Annotated in this window: 15 protein-coding genes and 1 tRNA gene; 6 read left to right on the top strand and 10 right to left on the bottom strand. The window is 68.1% G+C overall.

What is annotated here, in order from left to right:
- Positions 1-23 precede the first annotated feature (23 nt).
- Entirely contained in the window at positions 24-509 is a 486-nt protein-coding gene (gene bfr / locus IAE60_RS16745; protein WP_187573103.1) for a bacterioferritin, read from the top strand.
- A 136-nt stretch (positions 510-645) separates the two neighbouring features.
- Here bfr and IAE60_RS16740 read toward each other — a convergent pair whose 3' ends face one another.
- From IAE60_RS16740 to IAE60_RS16725, 4 genes are all read right to left on the bottom strand, one after another.
- Complete coding sequence (locus tag IAE60_RS16740; protein WP_187573102.1) at positions 646-1,308, bottom strand: thiopurine S-methyltransferase; 663 nt, start codon at positions 1,306-1,308, stop codon at positions 646-648.
- Between the two features lie 168 nt (positions 1,309-1,476).
- The gene (gene parC / locus IAE60_RS16735) at positions 1,477-3,720 is read right to left on the bottom strand and encodes a DNA topoisomerase IV subunit A (protein WP_187573101.1); all 2,244 of its coding nucleotides are present in this window, start codon (positions 3,718-3,720) and stop codon (positions 1,477-1,479) included.
- A 56-nt stretch (positions 3,721-3,776) separates the two neighbouring features.
- Positions 3,777-5,597, bottom strand: a complete 1,821-nt coding sequence (locus IAE60_RS16730; protein ID WP_187573100.1) for an SLC13 family permease — start codon at positions 5,595-5,597, stop codon at positions 3,777-3,779.
- A 130-nt stretch (positions 5,598-5,727) separates the two neighbouring features.
- A tRNA-Leu gene (locus tag IAE60_RS16725) sits at positions 5,728-5,812 on the bottom strand.
- A 219-nt stretch (positions 5,813-6,031) separates the two neighbouring features.
- Here IAE60_RS16725 and rnr point away from each other — a divergent pair.
- From rnr to IAE60_RS16705, 4 genes are all read left to right on the top strand, one after another.
- Positions 6,032-8,371 (top strand): ribonuclease R, encoded by a 2,340-nt coding sequence (gene rnr, locus IAE60_RS16720; RefSeq protein ID WP_425504478.1) that lies wholly within the window; start codon positions 6,032-6,034, stop codon positions 8,369-8,371.
- A gap of 169 nt (positions 8,372-8,540) precedes the next feature.
- Positions 8,541-9,014: a GFA family protein gene (locus IAE60_RS16715; RefSeq protein WP_187573098.1), complete on the top strand. Its 474-nt coding sequence runs from the start codon at positions 8,541-8,543 to the stop codon at positions 9,012-9,014.
- Positions 9,015-9,065: 51 nt separating this feature from the next.
- Positions 9,066-9,809 (top strand): 23S rRNA (guanosine(2251)-2'-O)-methyltransferase RlmB, encoded by a 744-nt coding sequence (rlmB, locus tag IAE60_RS16710; protein ID WP_185896673.1) that lies wholly within the window; start codon positions 9,066-9,068, stop codon positions 9,807-9,809.
- Between the two features lie 10 nt (positions 9,810-9,819).
- Positions 9,820-11,010, top strand: coding sequence for a DmpA family aminopeptidase (locus IAE60_RS16705; RefSeq protein WP_187573097.1), 1,191 nt, complete (start codon positions 9,820-9,822; stop codon positions 11,008-11,010).
- Positions 11,011-11,022: 12 nt separating this feature from the next.
- On the opposite strand, the gene IAE60_RS16700 is transcribed toward IAE60_RS16705, so the two are convergent.
- The gene (locus IAE60_RS16700; protein WP_187573096.1) at positions 11,023-11,559 is read right to left on the bottom strand and encodes a helix-turn-helix domain-containing protein; all 537 of its coding nucleotides are present in this window, start codon (positions 11,557-11,559) and stop codon (positions 11,023-11,025) included.
- Between the two features lie 119 nt (positions 11,560-11,678).
- Here IAE60_RS16700 and rhtA point away from each other — a divergent pair, with 119 nt between their 5' ends.
- On the top strand, positions 11,679-12,569 hold the full coding sequence (rhtA, locus tag IAE60_RS16695) for a threonine/homoserine exporter RhtA (protein ID WP_187573095.1): 891 nt from the start codon (positions 11,679-11,681) through the stop codon (positions 12,567-12,569).
- A 163-nt stretch (positions 12,570-12,732) separates the two neighbouring features.
- Here the strand turns inward: rhtA and rnt are convergent, their stop codons facing one another.
- From rnt to phoU, 5 genes are all read right to left on the bottom strand, one after another.
- The gene (gene rnt, locus IAE60_RS16690) at positions 12,733-13,362 is read right to left on the bottom strand and encodes a ribonuclease T (protein WP_162109916.1); all 630 of its coding nucleotides are present in this window, start codon (positions 13,360-13,362) and stop codon (positions 12,733-12,735) included.
- A gap of 108 nt (positions 13,363-13,470) precedes the next feature.
- Positions 13,471-14,238 (bottom strand): HvfC family RiPP maturation protein, encoded by a 768-nt coding sequence (locus tag IAE60_RS16685; protein ID WP_187573094.1) that lies wholly within the window; start codon positions 14,236-14,238, stop codon positions 13,471-13,473.
- Positions 14,231-15,082: an HvfB family MNIO-type RiPP peptide maturase gene (locus IAE60_RS16680; protein WP_187573093.1), complete on the bottom strand. Its 852-nt coding sequence runs from the start codon at positions 15,080-15,082 to the stop codon at positions 14,231-14,233. The genes IAE60_RS16685 and IAE60_RS16680 overlap by 8 nt, the downstream gene beginning before the upstream one ends.
- A 51-nt stretch (positions 15,083-15,133) precedes the next feature.
- A complete protein-coding gene (locus tag IAE60_RS16675; RefSeq protein WP_162109913.1) occupies positions 15,134-15,547 on the bottom strand; it encodes an HvfA family oxazolone/thioamide-modified RiPP metallophore in 414 nt (137 codons plus the stop codon).
- A 147-nt stretch (positions 15,548-15,694) separates the two neighbouring features.
- Complete coding sequence (gene phoU / locus IAE60_RS16670) at positions 15,695-16,405, bottom strand: phosphate signaling complex protein PhoU (protein ID WP_162109912.1); 711 nt, start codon at positions 16,403-16,405, stop codon at positions 15,695-15,697.
- Positions 16,406-16,409 lie beyond the last annotated feature (4 nt).

The raw sequence follows: 16,409 nt of genomic DNA, 5'->3' as shown, positions 1-16,409 counted from the left end.
CTTGCTACAGGAGCCGTACCCCCATGAAAGGCCACCCGGACGTCGTCGACTACCTCAAGTTCTTGTTGCGCGGCGAACTGGCCGCGCGCGACCAGTATTTCATCCACTCGAGGCGCTACGAGGACATGGGCCTGAAGGCGCTGTTCCACCGCATCGACCACGAAATGCAGGAAGAAACCCAGCACGCCGACGCGCTGCTGCGGCGCATCCTGTTCCTGGAGGGCGACCCGGACATGCGTCCGGAAGCCTTCACGGCCGGCAAGACCGTCGAGGAGATGCTGCAGCGCGACCTGGAGGTCGAGTACGCGGTGCGCGCGCACCTGGCCAAGGGCATGGCGCTGTGCGAACAGCACGGCGACTACGTCAGCCGCGAAATCCTGCTGGCGCAGCTCAAGGATACGGAAGAAGACCACGCGCACTGGCTGGAACAGCAATTGGGCCTGATCAAGCGTCTGGGCATCGAGCTGTACCTGACCTCCAAGCTCGACGGCGAACCGACCGCCAAGTAAGCGCGGGTCTGGCGCTCGACGTTAGCCTCGTATTTCCTGACCGTTGCGCAAGATGCCGCGCTGGCTGCAGGAGCGCCCCATGGGCGCGATGCTTTTGACGCAGGTAACGCAGGAGCATCGCGGGCATGGCCCGCTCCTACAGATGTCCGTTCGTCAGGTGGTACACGGCGGTCGCCAGCGCGCTCAGGCCTTCTTCGCGGAAGCGCGGCTCCTGGTCCAGGATGTCGCGCCGTTCCAGCAGCTCCTGCCGCCACGGCGTGGCGAACAGCGCTTCCACCTCGGGCTGTTCCACCGAGAACGGCGGACCGGCCTTCTCGGCCTGCGGATACTCCAGCGTGATGAGCAGTCCCTGGCATCCGGTGGGGAGCGATGCATAGGCCGTGTCGCGATAGCGCAGGCGCAGGTCCGGCGGCAACGCGATCAGCGCCGCACGGTCGTACACCCCGGCCACCTCCGCGAGCAGCGCCGGATCCAGCCCGAATGCATCGCCCAGGATGATCTCCACCGGGCCGGCGCGGAAGTGCTCGCCGTATGGGCTCGTCGTCCGCACCGGTGTCAGTCCGGCTTCCTCGAAGAACTGCGTCACCGCCAGCGGTGACAGCTCCACGCCCAGCACGCGATGGCCCTGCGCCGCCAGCCAGTGCATGTCGAGCGATTTCCCGCATAGCAGCACCAGCACGCGACTGCCCGCCGGCAGCTGCAGCGAGGGCCAGTGCTTTTCCAGCAGCGGCATCACGTCGCTGCGATGGAAGCCGATCTGGCCTTCCTGCCAGCGTTGCAACCAGAAGTCGGCATCCATGGGTGTAGTCCTCGCTGAAACGGGCAGGGGGAATTCGCCGTACAGCGGCGATGATGTCACGGACGCTCGTGAACGACTGCGCATCCCGTCCGTCGACCTTCTGCCGCGCGCCCTGAAACCACGGTCGGCGGCGGTGACGAACGCGCCGCAGCGCGCCCATGCGGTGAACTACTGGACGTCCAGTCCGTCGACCTTTTGCCACCCCCGCGGCAACAACCCGCCGCGCGTCGCCCGTGCACCGACGTACTCGTCCAGATCCTTGAACGACAGGCTCATCGTGCGCTGGCCGCTCTTCACCAGCAACGTGCTGCCCGGCGCGACAGCGGCGATGGCGACCACGCGCTCGGTGCCCAGCTTGGCCTTGGGGATCTCGATCAGCTTGTTGCCCTTGCCCTTGTCCAGCTCGGGCAGTTCGCTGACCGGGAACGCGAGCAGGTGGCCCGCGCTGGTCACGGCGACGATGCGGTCGGTCCCGACGTTGGCGACCTGTGCAGGCTGCAGCACGCCCGCGCCCGGGGTCAGGTTGAGCATCGCCTTGCCCGCCTTCTGGCGCCCGGTGAGGTTCTCGAAGCGCGTTACGAAACCGTAGCCGTGCGAAGACGCCAGCACGAAGCGGCTGTCGTTGTCGCCGCTGGCCAGGGCACGGAACGACGCGCCCGCGGCCGGCGAGAAGCGGCCGGTCAGCGGCTCGCCGTTGCCGCGCGCGGAGGGCAGCGTGTGCACGGCGGTGGAGTAGCTGCGGCCTTCCGAATCCAGGAACGCCACCTGCTGCGTGCTGCGCGAGCGCACCGCCGCCAGCAGGCCGTCGCCATCGCGGTACGACAGCGTGGCGGCATCCACGTCGTGGCCCTTCGCGGCGCGGATCCAGCCCTTTTCCGACAGCACCACCGTCATCGGCTCGCTGGCGACCAGTTCGGTTTCGTCCAGGGCCTGGGCGGCATCGCGCTGTACCAGCGGGGACAGGCGCGCGTCGCCGAACTTCTTGGCGTCCGCCGTCAGTTCGTCCTTGATCAGCTTCTTCAGCTTGGCCTTCGACTCCAGGATGCCGGCGATCTTCTCGCGTTCGGCCTGCAGTTCGTCCTGCTCGCCGCGGATCTTCATTTCCTCCAGGCGGGCGAGCTGCTTGAGCTTGGTATCGAGGATGTAGTCGGCCTGTTCCTCGCTCAGTGCGAAGCGCGCGATCAGCGCCGCCTTCGGTTCGTCCTCGGTGCGGATGATGCGGATGACTTCATCCAGGTTGAGAAACGCGACCAGCAGGCCTTCCAGCAGGTGCAGGCGGCGCTCGACCTTCTCCAGGCGGTGCTTCAGGCGGCGGGTGACAGTGTCGCTGCGGAACGCCAGCCACTCGGTCAGCAGCATCCGCAGGTTCTTGACCTGCGGGCGGCCGTCCAGCCCGATGATGTTGAGGTTGACCCGGTAGCTCTTCTCCAGGTCGGTCGTGGCGAACAGGTGGCCCATCAGCTGTTCGGCATCCACGCGGTTGGAGCGCGGGATCAGCACCACGCGCACCGGGTTGGCGTGGTCGGATTCGTCGCGGATGTCCTCCAGCCAGGGCAGCTTCTTGGCCCGCATCTGCGCCGCGATCTGCTCGATCACCTTGGACGGCGACACTTGGTAGGGCAGGGCCTCGATGACGAGGTTGGCATTGTCCTTGCGCCACACCGCACGCGCGCGGACGCTGCCGGTGCCGTTCTCGTACATCGCGCGCAGGTCGGAGGGCGCGGTGATGATCTCCGCCTTGGTGGGGTAGTCCGGGCCGCGTACGTGCTCGCACAGGTCGGCGACCGTCGCGTCCGGATCGTCGATCAGGCGGATGCAGGCACTGACGATCTCGTTGAGGTTGTGCGGCGGCACGTCGGTTGCCATGCCCACCGCAATGCCGGTGGTGCCGTTGAGCAACAGGTGCGGCAGTCGCGCCGGCAGCCAGGTCGGCTCTTCCAGCGTGCCGTCGAAGTTAGGCGTCCAGTCCACCGTGCCTTGGCCCAGCTCGCCCAGCAGCACTTCGGCGATAGGGGTGAGCTTGGATTCGGTGTAACGCATGGCCGCGAACGACTTCGGATCGTCCGGCGAGCCGAAGTTGCCCTGGCCTTCGATCAGCGGATAGCGGTACGAAAACGGCTGCGCCATCAGCACCAGCGCTTCGTAGCAGGCGCTGTCGCCGTGCGGGTGGTACTTGCCGATCACGTCGCCGACGGTGCGTGCGGACTTCTTCGGCTTGGCGCCGGCGTTCAGGCCGAGCTCGCTCATCGAATAGACGATGCGCCGCTGCACCGGCTTCAACCCGTCGCCGATGAAGGGCAGGGCGCGGTCCAGCACCACGTACATCGAGTAGTCGAGATAGGCGCGCTCGGCGTACTCGCGCAGCGGGATCTGCTCGAAGCCGTGGAAGGTGGGGCGGATCGTTTCGGTCATTGCGGGTGTACGGTCTGCGGGTCGGAAAACCCGGCCATTCTACCCGCCGCCCCGTCTCAGCCGCCGATACCCGGCAGCAGCGGTCCGCCCAGCCACAGCCAGCGTGCCAGCCAGGCGGTGGTGAAGGCGATGGCCAGGGTGAGGGGCGCGCCCACGCGTAGGAAATCGCCGAAGGTGTAGCGGCCCGGAGTGAGGATCAGCAGGTTGCCGTGGTGGCCGATGGGGGTGAGGAACGAGGCTACCGCCCCCATCGCCGTGCAGACCACGAACGGCACAGGGTTCAAGCCCAGTCCCGTGGCCAGCGCCAGCGCGATCGGTGCCAGCAGCACCGTGGTGGCGGCATCGGACAGGATCTGGGTCAGCAGCGCGGCCGTACCGAACATCACCAGCAGCAGCACCAGCGGCGACCAGTGGGCGGCGTGGTTCAGCAGCAGGTCGGCCACCAGTGCGGCGGTGCCGGTCTTTTCCATGGCGATGCCCAGCGGAATCACCCCGCCGATCATCACGAAGATGCGCACGTCGATTTCCTGGTAGGCGCGCTCGATGTCCACGCAGCGCGTCAGCACCATCGCCACCGCCCCCGCCAGGAACGCGATGTGCGGCGCCAGCGTCTCGGTGGCCGCGGCGGCCACGGCGGCTGCCATGATCAGCAGCGCCACCGGCGCGCGCCGGCGCGACTTCTCACGGCCGCTGAACGGCATCAGCATCAGGAAGCCGTGGTGGGTCGCCAGCGGTTCCAGGTTCTCTTGCTGGCCCCACAGGACCAGCAGGTCGCCTTCCTGCAGCACGGTTTCGGACAGTTCGCCGTGCAGCCAGCCCTCGCGGCGCCACAGGCCCACCACCACCACGCCGAGATTGCGCAGGAAGTCGATGTCGGCCACGCTGCGGCCGACGAACTCCGAATGGGGCGCCACGACCGCCTGCACCAGCTGCTCGTCGCCCAGCGCTTCGGACTTGGGGCGCTCGCCGGGGGTATCGCCGTACTTGGCCACGGCGTGCAGGGCCAGGCCGGGCTCGTCACGGATGGAGGCGATCTCGTCTGGCGAGGCGCGTACCAGCAGCACATCGCCGGCGGCCAACGGGCTTTCGGGGTGCTGGTTGCGGCGACGCATGCCGTGGCGCAGCCAGTCGACCACCTGCAGGCGATCCTTGAACGCGTCCGAGAAGTCGCCGCGGGTCTTGCCGACCCAGGGCGACTCCGCTTCCACCAGCAGCTCGGTGTAGTAGCGGTCCAGCTTCAGGTAATCCCCCTGCGGCGTTTCCCCGTCGCGCTTGGGCACCAGCCAGCGCGCCAGCAGCATGTACACCGTGCCCAGCAGCACCAGCGCGATGCCGATGGGGGTGATGGCGAAGATGTCCAGCGCGGGCAGGTCGGCACGCTTGATCAGGTCGTTGGACAACAGGAATGCCGGTGCGCTGAACAGCGTCAGCGTGGTGCCCAGCGATGCGGCCAGCGACATGGGCATCAGCAGGCGCGATGCGGCCAGCTTCTGCTCGCGCGCGATGCGCATCAGGATAGGCAGCATCATCGCCGTGACCATCACGTGGTGCGAGAACGCCGCCAGCGCCGCCGTGGCCGGCATGACCACGGCGATGGTGCGCCACTCGCTGCCGCCTGCGGCCCGGCCGATGCCCGCGCCGATGCGGTCGGTGATGCCGGTGGCCGACAGGCCGGCCGACAGCACGAACACCGCGGCGACGATGATCGCCGGTTCGCTGGCGAAGCCGGCCAGCGCATCCTTCGGTCCCAGGATCCCGGTCAGGGTGAGCGCCAGCAGGGCCAGCAGCGCGACCAGGTCGATGCGCAGCTTCTCGCTGATGAACAGCCCCAGCGTGACCGCCAGGATGACCAGGAAAAGGATCTGTTGGAACTCCATGCGTGCCCCGGGGGAAAGGTGCCGCCTGACGGCCGGCCATCAGCCTACTTCGGTTGCCGGCATGCGTGTGTGAGGCGTCCGGCCGCCGGAAACGAAAAACCCCCGCTTGCGCGGGGGTCTTCGTGATGCGTGGTGCCCAGGAGAGGACTCGAACCTCCACGGTTTTACCCGCTAGTACCTGAAACTAGTGCGTCTACCAATTCCGCCACCTGGGCAGGTAAGCGAGGCGCGCATTTTGCGGACCGGGCGGGGGAATGTCAACGGGTGTTTTCGCATGGCGTTGTTCAGCCGGGGTGTACCATCGACGCATGACCAAGAAAACCACACGGAACGGCGGCAAGAGCGGCGCCGGCAAGGGAAGCACCCCGCGCACGCAGAGCGCCGGGCAGCGATCGGGCAAACCCGCCAAGACCGGGAAGAGCCTTCCCCCCTGGATGCCCGACCTGCCGCCGACCGGCGGCGGGGCGAAGTCTTCGGCGCCGGCCACGCGCCGCGCCGCGCCCGCGCGCACGTCGGGGCGTTTCGTCGACCCGCACGCGCAGCGCGAAGCGCAACGTTATGACCAGCCCATCGCCAGTCGCGAAGCCATCCTCGGTTTCCTCGAGGCCGCCGAGGGACCGCAGACGGCCGAGGAGATCGCCGGTCCGCTGGGCCTGCAGGCACCCGACCGCTTCGAGGCCCTGTCCAAGCGCCTGGGCGCGATGGTCCGCGACGGACAACTGGTGCAGAACCGGCGCGGCGGTTTTGCGCCGGTGCAGCACACTGCGCTGATCGCCGGCACGGTGATCGCCAACCCGGACGGTTTCGGCTTCCTGCGGCCCGACGCCGGCGGAGGCGACGACCTGTTCCTGCCGCCCTATGAAATGCGCAAGGTCATGCATGGCGACCGCGCGCTGGCCAACGTCACCGGCATCGACCGGCGCGGCCGCCGCGAAGGCAGCATCGCGCGCGTGCTGGAACGCGGGGTCACCCGGCTGATCGGCCGTTTTGGCTTCGAGGTCGGCATCGCCTACGTGGCGCCCGACGACAAGCGCATCCAGCGCAACGTGCAGATCCCGCAGGACGCCACCGGTGGCGCGCGCGACGGCCAGCTGGTGGTGGTCGAGCTGACCCAGGCGCCGGATGCGCGTCGTCCGCCCATCGGCAAGGTCATCGCCGTGCTGGGCGACAGCCTGACGCCGTCGCTGGTGGTGGAGGCCGCGATCCACGGCCACAACCTGCCGCACGAGTTCCCGCAGGAGGTGCTGGACGAGGCCACGGCCGTACCGCTGGTGATCGAGCCGGCGATGATCGGCAACCGCGTCGACCTGCGCGACATGCCGCTGGTGACCATCGACGGCGCCGATGCGAAGGACTTCGACGATGCGGTGTATTGCGAAAGCAATCGCCAGGGCCTGCGCATGAAGAACCGCAGCGGCTACCGCCTGGTCGTGGCCATCGCCGATGTCTCGCACTACGTGCGTCCCGGCACGCCGCTGGACGATGAAGCGCAGAAGCGTGCGACGTCGGTGTACTTCCCGGGTTTCGTGGTGCCCATGCTGCCGGAGACCTTGTCCAACGGCATCTGCTCGCTGAATCCGAAAGTGGACCGCATGTGCTTCGTCTGCGACATGCAGGTCAACAGCGAGGGCGAAGTCACCCAGTCGACGTTCTACGAGGCGGTGATGCGTTCGCACGCACGCCTGACCTACGACCAGGTGTGGAAGGCGGTGGGCGAGGGCGACGCCGAGGCCCGCCAGTCCATCGGCGCGCTGCTGCCGCAGGTCGAGCGCCTGCACGAGCTGTATGGCCTGCTGGCCAAGGCGCGCGAGAAGCGCGGCGCGATCGAGTTCGAGACGTCCGAAGTCCGCTTCGAACTGGACAATCGCGGGGAGGTCACCCAGGCCGGCATGCTGCAGCGGAACGATGCGCACAAGCTGATCGAGGAATGCATGATCGCGGCCAACGTGGAGGCCGCCCGGTTCCTGTTGGGCGCGCGCATTCCCGCGCCGTACCGCGTGCACGACCGGCCGCCGGAATCCAAGTACGCCGACCTGCTCGAGTTCCTCAAGGAGTTCAAGTTGAGCCTGCCGCCCTGGGGCAGGGTGCAGCCACGGGATTTCACCCAGTTGCTGAAGAAGATCCGTGAGCGTCCCGACGTGGCCCTGCTGGAATCGGTGGTGCTGCGCAGCCAGAGCCTGGCGGTCTACTCGCCGGACAATGCCGGTCACTTCGGCCTGGCGCTGGAAGCCTATGCGCACTTCACTTCGCCGATCCGCCGGTATCCCGACCTGCTCGTGCACCGCGCCATCAAGTACGCGCTGACCAAGGGAAAGCCGGAGAAATTCCAGTATTCCGAACACGAGATGGCGGCGCTTTCGCTGCAGTGTTCGGAACGTGCGCGCCGTGCCGACGAAGCCGAGCGCGAGGTCGACGAACGCTACCGCGCGGCCTGGATGGAGCAACATGTCGGCGGCCAGTTCGACGGCGTCATCAGTGGCGTCACCAGCTTCGGCCTGTTCGTGGAGCTGGACCAGTCCAAGGTCAACGGGCTGGTCCACGTGACCCAGCTGCCGCACGACTATTACCACTTCGATCCGCTCCGCAAGACGCTGTCCGGCGAGCGTCGCGGCATGTCGTTCCGGCTGGGCGACCGGGTGCGCATCATCGTGCTGAAGGCCAGCCTGGAAGAGCGCAAGATCGACTTCCGCCTGGTGGAGGACAAGCAGGACCAGGGCCTGCCGCCGCCCCCGCCACGTGGCCAGCCGGCCAAGCGCACGAAGAAGAAGTACTGATCCAGGTCCGTCATCCCGGCGAAAGCCGGGACCCAGGGCCTTGTGCTGGCAACGCTACGAAGTTCACGCAGACGACGGTCGCGACGGAACCAAAGTCGCTGGGTCCCGGCTTTCGCTGGGATGACGGTGTTGAACTTTCGCGTTGTTCATTTGCGGCGAGGGAGCCCTCATGTCCACTGAAATCCACACCGGCGGCTGCCAATGCGGCGCTATCCGCTTCCGCGTCACCGGCGACCTGAAGGACGCTTCCATCTGCCATTGCCGCATGTGCCAGAAGGCGTTCGGTGCCTACTACGCGCCATTGGTGTCCACGCGCGGTGCGGTACTGGAATGGACACGCGGTGAGCCGAAGCGGTTCCAGTCGTCCAACGTGGTCCGCCGCGGCTTCTGCGCCGACTGCGGCACGCCGTTGACCTACGAGGCGCCGGATGGCGTGGCGGTGGCGGCGGGCGCATTCGATGATCCCCGCCCCCTGGCGCCGTGGGTGCAGTACGGCGTGGAAGGCAAGCTGCCGTACGTGGACGACCTGCCGGCGCTGCCGCAGCGGCGTACCGAGGAGGACGAGGCCGCGGCCACCTTCCTCGCCGATGTCGTCTCCTACCAGCATCCGGACCACGACACGCCGGCCTGGCCGCCGCGCTGACCGGGCGGTCGATGCGATAATGCCGGCCTTTCCAACGCGGCCGTTCAGCGCATGAGCAAGCAGAACCAGTGGATCGTCGGCGTCAATGCGGTGGCCTCGGCCATCGAGAACGACGCCGACAATGTGCGCGAGGTGCTGGTCGAGGGCGGCAGCAAGAACGCGCGCCTGACCGAGATCGAAGAGAACGCGCGCCGCAAGGGCATCGATGTGCGCCGTGTCACCGGGCAGGCGCTGGACGGCGTGGCCGGCTCGTTGCGCCACCAGGGCGTCGCCGCCCGCTATGCCGCCGCCAAGACCTGGGACGAGGGCGAGCTGCAGGGCCTGGTGGAAGCCGCCGAAGGCAAGGCGCTGCTGCTGGTGCTGGACGGCGTGCAGGACCCGCACAACCTGGGCGCGTGCCTGCGCAGCGCCGCCGGTGCCGGCGTCACTGCGGTGGTCATCCCCAAGGACAAGTCGGTGGGCGTCAACGCCACCGTGCGCAAGACCTCGGCCGGTGCGGCCGACCGCATCCCGGTGGTGCAGGTCACCAACCTCTCGCGCTGCCTGCGCGACCTGCAGCAGCTCGGCGTCTGGATCTACGGCCTGGCGGGTGAAGCCGAGGCGTCGCTGTACTCGCTCGACCTGCGCGGCAACGTCGCGCTGGTGCTGGGCGGCGAGGCCGACGGCCTGCGCCGGCTGACGCGCGAGCACTGCGATGGCCTGGTGAAGATTCCCATGCCCGGCGAGATCGAGAGCCTTAATGTGTCGGTCGCCGCCGGCGTCACCCTGTTCGAAGCCGTCCGCCAACGCCAATAAGGGAATCCGCATGCCTGCAGCGCTGCACCGTTCCTCGATCCGGCTGGCGGCGTTGCTGCTGGCCGTCGTTTCCGCCGGCACCTTCGCGCAGGACGCGCCCCGCGCGCGTGCACGCGATCTCGGTGTGGCGCCGGGCATCTTCGCCCCCGGCACGCACAACGCGATCACCGACGTGGCGGGCGTGCGCGTCGGCCAGGTGACCTTGGTGGAAGGCGACAACGTGCGCACCGGCGTCACCGCGATCCTGCCGCATCCCGGCAATCCCTACCGTTCGCGCGTGCCTGCCGCCATGCATGTCGGCAACGGCTTCGGCAAGTTCATCGGCAGCACCCAGGTGAACGAACTGGGCGAACTGGAAACGCCCATCGTGCTGACCTGCACCTTGTGCGTGTGGAAGGCGGCCGATGCGATGGCGGCGTGGATGCTGGAGCGTCCGGACATGCAGCAGGTACGGTCGCTCAACGTGGTGGTCGGCGAGACCAACGATGGGGGACTCAACGACATCCGCGCGCGCCCTGTCACCGCCCAGGCCGTGCGGCGCGCGCTCGAGACGGCCAGCGGCGGCCCCGTGCAGGAAGGCAGCGTGGGAGCGGGCACCGGCACCGTGGCGTTCGGCTGGAAAGGCGGTATCGGCACCTCCTCGCGCAGGCTGCCCGCATCGCTGGGCGGATGGACGGTGGGCGTGCTGGTGCAGGCCAATTTCGGAGGCGTGCTGCAGGTGGCGGGTGCGCCGGTCGGGCGCGAGCTCGACCGCTATGCATTCCAGAACGCAGTGGCGGCCAGCACCGACGGTCCGCGAGGCCTGGCGGACGACCGCGGGGACGGTTCCATCATCATCGTCATCGCCACCGATGCGCCGCTGGGCGACCGCAACCTGCGTCGCGTCGCCTCGCGCGCGATGATGGGCCTGGGGCGCACCGGCAGTTCGGCGTCCAACGGCAGTGGCGACTATGTACTCGCGTTCTCCACCGCGGACTCGGTCCGCCGCGCCTTCGATGCCCCGAAGCTGGACACCTCGGAACTGGCCAACGAGCAGATGAGCGCGGTGTTCCAGGCCAGCGTGGAGGCCGTCGAGGAGGCGATCTACAACGCGATCTTCATGGCGACCACGATCAGCGGCAACGGCGAGACGGTCGAAGCGATTCCGCTGGATCGCGTGCGCGACATCCTGCGCCGGCACGGTATCGCCCCGGCGAAGTGATGCGCATGTTGCTCAGTGCACGACGTTGCGGATGAAGCGCAGCGGCGTCTGCCCCCCGTTGCGGTAGGCGTAGTCGCGGTCGCTGGGAAAGACGAAGAAGTCGCCGGCATCGACGGTCTGTTCGCCCTCGGGCAGCTCCACCACCAGTTGCCCTTCGATGACGAAGAACATCTCGTGCCAGCCGGCCGGATCCGCGCCGCAGGTGTAGCAGTCGCCCGGCATCAGCGTCCAGGCCCAGAGTTCGACATCGTGCGCCGCTGGCGCGGTGGCCAACAGCACGGCCTGCGAGCCGGGCATGCGTCCCTGCCAGGCGAGGGCCTCGATGCGCCGCAGATCTTTGGCCGGTGCTTTCACCAGGTCCGCGAAGCTCACCCGCAACGCCTCGGCGATGCGGTCCAGGGTGTTCAGGCTGACATTGGCGTCGCCGGATTCGATGCCGACCAGCATCCGCCGGCTGACGTCGGCCGTCTCGGCCAGGGCCTGCTGGCTGAGGCCGGCGGCGGTCCGAAGGCGGCGGACGTTCTCGGCCACGTGTTCAAGTACGCTCATGGAGAGAAGTTGCGCAATATATTGCGCATAAGTTAAGCTTCGATTGCGCAATATAGTGCGCAATCGTATCCCCCACAAGCACGGGGCGCTCCACGTGCCCGGTGCAGGCCGTTTTCCCCATGAACTTCGTCTCGTCTTCTCCCGCCGCGTCGCGCTGGCAGCCGATCGCGCTGCTGCTGGTCGCCATGGTCTCCATCCAGTCGGGCGCATCGCTGGCCAAGCATCTGTTTCCCGCCGTCGGTGCGACGGGCGCAACCGCGCTACGCCTGGCCCTGGCGACGCTGCTGCTGGTCGCGGTGTTCCGCCCTTGGCGCATGCGTGTCCAGCGGCACCAGTGGCCCGCGTTGCTGGCGTACGGCATCTCGCTGGGCCTGATGAACCTGATGTTCTACAAGTCGCTGGAAACGGTGCCGCTGGGCATCGCCATCGCGCTGGAGTTCACCGGTCCATTGGCGGTGGCGCTGTTCGGCTCGCGCCACCTGCGCGATGTGGTCTGGGTCGCACTGGCCGTGCTGGGGCTGGTGCTGCTGGTACCGGAGCAGGGCACGCAGGCATTGGATCCCATTGGTGCAACCTATGCGCTCGGCGCGGGTACGTGCTGGGCGCTGTATATCGTGTTCGGGCAGAAGGCCGGCAACGACCACGGACCGCAGACCGTCGCCTTGGGCACCTCCATCGCCGCACTGGTCGCCGTGCCGTTCGGCGTGGCGCATGCGGGCACCGCGCTGCTCTCGCCTGCGCTGCTTCCCATCGCGTTCGGCGTGGCGCTGTTGTCCACCGCGCTGCCCTACAGCCTGGAGATGGTGGCGCTGACGAAACTGCCGACGCGTACCTTCGGCATGCTGATGAGCCTGGAACCCGCCATCGGTGCACTGTGCGGCCTGCTGTTCCTGCACGAACAACTCACCGTGCTGCAGTGGCTGGCGATCGTCGCGATCATCGTCGCATCGGCGGGCGCGGCGATGACCGCACGGCCGCCGGTGGACTCGGCGGGCAGCGGCGAAGGCTAGGCGGCAGGGCGCGACAGCACGCCAGGTCGTACGGGGAGATGGCGGCAGAACACCACACCCCGCCTGCCGGGAGTGGTGAACGCATGGACGATGGCGCCGATCCACTGGGCGACGATGTCGGCCTGGAGCGCGGTCAGTGGCAGGGTGGCGCCGGCAGGACGCTTCAGCCCAGTGGCTTGGGCCAGGCATTGGCGATGGTGCAGAACAGGCGCGCGGTCTGCTCGGCATCGTAGACGGCGGAGTGCGCGTCTTCGGCGTTCCAGTCGAAGCCGGCGGCGGCGACGGCCCGCGCCAGTACGGTCTGGCCATAGGCCACGCCGGCCAGCGTCACCGTGTCGAACACGCTGAAGGGATGGAACGGGTTGCGCTTGTGGCCGACCCGCGCCACCGCCGCATTGAGGAAGTTCAGGTCGAAGTGCGCGTTGTGGCCCACCAGGATCGCGCGCTGGCAGCCGTGCTTCTTCACCGCCGCGCGCACCGGCGCGAACACATGGTCCAGCGCCTCCTTCTCGTGCTTGGCGAAGCGGAACGGATGATCCAGGTCGATCCCGGTGACCTCCAGCGACTTGGGGTCGATCTCGGTGCCGGGCGCCGGGTGCAGGTGCACGCTGGAAGTGGTGCCCATCACCAGCAGGCCGTTCTCGTCCAGATCCAGCGGCACGGCGGCCAGTTCGAGCAGGGCGTGGCGGTTCCAGTCGAAGCCGCCGGTCTCCACGTCCACCACGACGGGCAGGTAGCCGCGGAAGCGGCGGGCCATGGGGGTGGTGCGGACGGGTTCGGCGGTGTTTTCCATGAGGGAAAGGGTAGCAGGTCCCTGCGGCCGGACTCCGACGGGAGGTGGAATCGCAAGCGTGGGAGCGACGTGAGTCGCGATGCACGGACCGGGTAAAGCGATCGCGACTTACGTCGCTCCCACGCTGGGAAACGGGGCTCCGGCGGTACCCAGCAGGGTGCCTTCATCGCGCATGCGCACTAGCATCGCGGCTCCCTGGTCGACGAAGGCCGGCACGTCATCCACGCCCGCCTCCGTCGCCAGGTGCCGCAGTACGTCGCTCCCGCTGCGGCGGCCTTCGCCGAGCAATTCGATCAGGCGATAGACCAGCGGCGAGATCGCGGCGAAGCGCACCTGGTGGCTGGCGTCGCGGCGTACCAGCAGCAGGGTCGGCTCCGGCGGCGGCAGGTCGGGCTGGAAGTCCGGACCGATGCGGTGCACGGGCCACTGGTAGGCCAGTGCCCAGGCAAAGGGCGACACGACGGGCACGTCCGCGAGCAGGTCGCCGCGGGGATCGTGCGACGGCGTGGCGTCGTCGGCGATCTGCAGCGCCAGTTCCACCCATTCGTAATGCGCCAGTTCGCGCAGCCACGGCGGGTCGCTGTCGCCGGTGCGGGTTTCCAGGAAGCGGATGAACTCGCGCGCGATCTCGGGAAACAACGGGGTCTGGCTGCGATGCAGGGCGTAGAAGCCGCGCACGAGGCGGCGCCAGGCGTCGTCTCCCAGCGTTTGCCGGATCACCGGGAAATTGCCCGCCAGCAGGCCCTCGATATTGTTGAAGAACAGGTCGCGATAGATCGCGAGCCGACGTTCCTCGATGCCGGGCGGCGGCGGATGAGAGGGATCGCGCAGGTGGCGGGAGAGCGCGAACTGCTGGTCTTGCAGGGTGTCAGCCATGGGCCATGCGCGCCGCCGTGCCGGCGTGTGCGGATTGCAGGTCGCGGATCCGCTGCACTTCCGCGGCGAGTTCGGCCAGCGGCGGGAAGTTGAAATCCCGCTCCAGCAGGGTGGGATGCACGCCGTGCCGTTCGTACGCCAGCGCCAGCAGCGTCCACACGTCGTCCTTCACCGGCGCACCGTGCGTGTCCACTTTCAGGTCGTCGGCTTCGTCGTAATGGCCGGCGACGTGATACGAGACGATCCGCGCGGACGGCATGCGGGCGAGGAGGTCCCGCGCGTCGTAGCCATGGTTGATGGCATTGACGAAGAGATTGTTGACGTCCAGCAGCAGGTCGCAATCGGCCTCCTCCAGCACCGCATCGATGAAGTCGGCTTCCGCCATCGCGCGGTAGGGGGCCGCGTAGTAGGAGACGTTCTCCACCGCGATGCGCCGGCCCAGCGCATCCTGCGCCTGGCGGATGCGCGCGGCGACATGGTGCACGGCTTCCTCGGTGAAAGGGATCGGCATCAGGTCGTACAGATGTCCGTCGTCCGCGCAGTAGCTCAGGTGCTCGCTGTACAGGACGACGTCGTGCTGGTCCAGAAAGCGGCGCGTGCGGGCGAGGAAGGTGTCGTCCAGCGGGGCCATGCCGCCGAGCGACAGCGACAGCCCGTGGCAGGTCAGCGGGTATTGCGATGAAAGGTCGTGCAGGGCGTCCCCAAGACGACCACCGACCCCGATCCAGTTGTCCGGGGCACATTCGAGGAAGTCGAACGTGCCCGCGGGTGCTCCCCGCAGGTCGTCGAGCAGGGCGCGTCGCAGGCCCAGGCCTGCGGACGCGGACGGAAGGCGTGTCGTCATGCGGCGCGGAGCCGGATCCCGGCCACGATGCCGGGATCCGCGCTCATGGACTCACTTGTCGCCGGTCTTCTTGTCGCCGCCGCACTTGCCCTCGCCGCACTTGCCTTCACCGCATTTGCCCTCGGCACCCTTGGCGCCGGTGCTGGCCTTGTGCTCGGCAGCGTCGATGAACCCGTCCTTGTTGGTGTCCATCCCGGCGAACATCGCCGCCTGGCCAGGGTGCATGGCGTCGAATTCGGCCTGCGAGACCTTGCCGTCCTTGTCGGTGTCGGCCTTGGCCATGCCGCATTTGCCCTCGCCGCACTTGCCTTCGCCACATTTGCCTTCGCCCGCCTTCGCGGCCTCGGGTGCGGCCAGCAGGTAACCCTGCGCCAGGGGTTCCATCGCGAACGTCGAGCCGGCCAGCAGGATGCCGCCGGCCAGCGCGACGGCCACGGCGGCGGGTTTGGTGGTGGTCTTGGACATCTGGTCTCTCTCCCGGGAAGGTGCGGGGGATCCGCACCGGCGTGCCGGGATTGTAGCCGCGCCTTGTTAGCGGTTCGTATGCGCGCCGGGTGGAAACGGAAACGCCCCGCAGGGCGGGGCGTTCCGGGTGCTGCGTTGCGGTACGGGTCAGACCGCGCCGGTGGTGCTGGTCTCGTCGCGCTTGTCGCGCGGCGGCAGCGGCTGGTCGCCATGCACCAGGAACCACACGTTCTCGGCGATGTTGGTGGCGTGGTCGCCGATGCGTTCCAGGTTCTTGGCCATGAACAGCAGGTGGGTGCACGGCGTGATGTTGCGCGGGTCTTCCATCATGTAGGTCAGCAGTTCGCGGAACAGCGCGGTGTAGTGCGCATCCAGTTCGGCGTCGCGCGCGCGCACCTGCACGGCCTGCTCGGCATCGCTGTTCTGGTAGGCCACCAGCACGTCGCGGACCTGCCGGGCCGCCAGCTTGCCGAGCGCGCGCAGGCCGGTGATCTGCGGCATCGGCGGCGACACGTTCAGCGCGATGGAGCGCTTGGCCACATTGGCGGCGTAGTCGCCGATGCGTTCGATGTCGGCCGGGATGCGCAGGCCGGCGAGGATCTCGCGCAGGTCGCGCGCCATCGGGCCACGCAGGGCCAGGTGCATCACGTCGTGGCTGACCTGGTGCTCGATGGCGTCGATGGCCTCGTCGTTGGCGATGATGCGCTGGGCGGCCTTGTCGTCGCGGCGTTCGACCACGTCCAGCGCGGCTTCCAGCTGGGCCACGGCGGTTTCGCCCATGCGCACGATCTCGGCCACGATTCGGCGTTGTTCTTCGTCGTAACTCTTCACGATATGGTCGTTCGGTTGGGTGTTCATGGGC

The organism is Pseudoxanthomonas mexicana (assembly GCF_014397415.1).
Lineage (GTDB): Bacteria > Pseudomonadota > Gammaproteobacteria > Xanthomonadales > Xanthomonadaceae > Pseudoxanthomonas_A > Pseudoxanthomonas_A mexicana.
Note: the sequence above shows the minus strand (reverse complement) of the source record. Positions and strands in the feature narration are given on the sequence as shown.